The organism is Halomonas sp. 707D4 (genome assembly GCF_024158685.1).
GTDB lineage: Bacteria > Pseudomonadota > Gammaproteobacteria > Pseudomonadales > Halomonadaceae > Vreelandella.
The window spans coordinates 1-1,562 of the sequence record NZ_JAMZBD010000614.1; the positions used below are offsets into that span (position 1 = coordinate 1).

Sequence of the window (1,562 nt, forward strand, 5' to 3'; positions counted from 1 at the left end):
GGCCAGCGTCACGCGCCACGGCACTGCCGGGTCGTCGGCCTTGGCCACCAGCTCGTCGATCTGGGTGAAGAAGCCGCGGTCGTCCGCTTTCAGCGGGTGGCGCACCAGGCGCGCCACGACCCAGTCGCCGTCACCGATGCTCGCCTCGTCGAGGCTGCGCTTGATGCGCGCCTTGATGACGTTGCGAATCGAGGGGTGATCCGGCACCACGGCGAGACGATCCTCGCGCTTTTGCACGCGCGCGACGAAGCGGTCCAGGCCGGGCTCGATCAGCTTTTCCGGGTCGACGGACTTCTTGTCGCCGTTTTCATGGATGACCGCCTCGACGCGGTCGCCGTGAATCACCTTCTTCATCGCGGGGGGCGGCACGAAGTAGGAGTCGCCGCCGTCGGTCTCGAGAAAGCCGAAACCCTTCTCGGTGGCCTTGATCACGCCTTCGGCGCGGGGCGTGGTATCACGAATCTGTTGCTTGAGCTGGGCAAGCACGGAGTTATTTTGCAGCATGAGCTCGATCAGTTGGCGAGAGTAGGCTGCCACTATACGGATTCCCGGCCACCGCGCCAATTACCCCGCCGGCCACCACAAGGCCTGCGCCGCCAGGTCAACGACTTACCCGCGCCTGGCGTTATCGGTTAAGCTCGACGCCCCACGTTTACCGCAACGAACCAAACCAAGGAGCGCCCGATGACCCCCCGGCTGATTGTTTCCGACCTGGATGGAACGCTTTTGGGACGCGACCACACCCTGCACGACAGTACCATCGAGGTGCTGCGCGCGCTGGTCGAGCAGGGCCATCACCTAGCGCTGGCTTCGGGGCGCCACTACCTCGACATGCGCGTGTTTCGCGACCAGCTCGACGTGCCGATGCACCTGATCAGCAGCAACGGCGCCTACACCCACGACCCGAGCGACATGCTGCTCGACGCCCACCACGTCGACCCCGGCAAGGCCCGCGCGCTGATCGAGCTTTCACGCCCGGCCAACGTGCGCCTGAGCCTCTACCTGGACGACGCCTGGTACATCGACTCGGAATCCCCCAGCCACCTGGGCATGCACGCCGCCACCGGGTTCGTCTACCAGGTGGTGCCGCCGCGCGAGATGCCTTGTGAGGGCATCGGCAAGGTGCTCTACGGCGGAAGCCCCGATGCGCTTGCAAGGATCGAGGCGCGGGTGCGCGAGATCGGCGGTCGCGATCTGCACGTGACCTACTCGACGCCGGATTCGCTCGAGATCATGGCCGGCGGCGTCAACAAGGGCGTGGCGCTGGCAGCGCTTCTGGAGCGCATCGACGTGAAGGCCGAGGAGTGCCTCGCCTTCGGCGACAACTTGAACGATGTCGAGATGCTGAGCCTGGCCGGCGAGGCGCACTACATGCACAACGCCCACCCGGAGATGGCCGAACGCCTGGGGCGCGGGCGCCAGATCGGCCACCACGGCGAGGCCGGGGTGGCGACGCTTCTGCGCGAGCGCTTCGGGCTCTGAGCGGCCCTGGCGTGCGCCTCGCTGCGTTCAGGGGCGGGCGCGGTCGGCCCGCGCGGGTTCCTTGTCGAGGCGCTTGAGCT

At 67.0% G+C, this 1,562-nt stretch carries 1 protein-coding gene and 1 pseudogene; one reads left to right on the forward strand and one right to left on the reverse strand.

Annotated elements, in window-relative coordinates; translation table 11 throughout:
• Positions 1 to 504 (reverse strand): annotated as a pseudogene (locus tag BIS11_RS17195) (exoribonuclease II); the annotation flags it as partial.
• Positions 505 to 684: 180 nt separating this feature from the next.
• Here BIS11_RS17195 and BIS11_RS17200 point away from each other — a divergent pair.
• Entirely contained in the window at positions 685 to 1,482 is a 798-nt protein-coding gene (locus tag BIS11_RS17200; protein ID WP_253586671.1) for an HAD family hydrolase, read from the forward strand.
• The last annotated feature ends 80 nt before the right edge of the window (positions 1,483 to 1,562 follow it).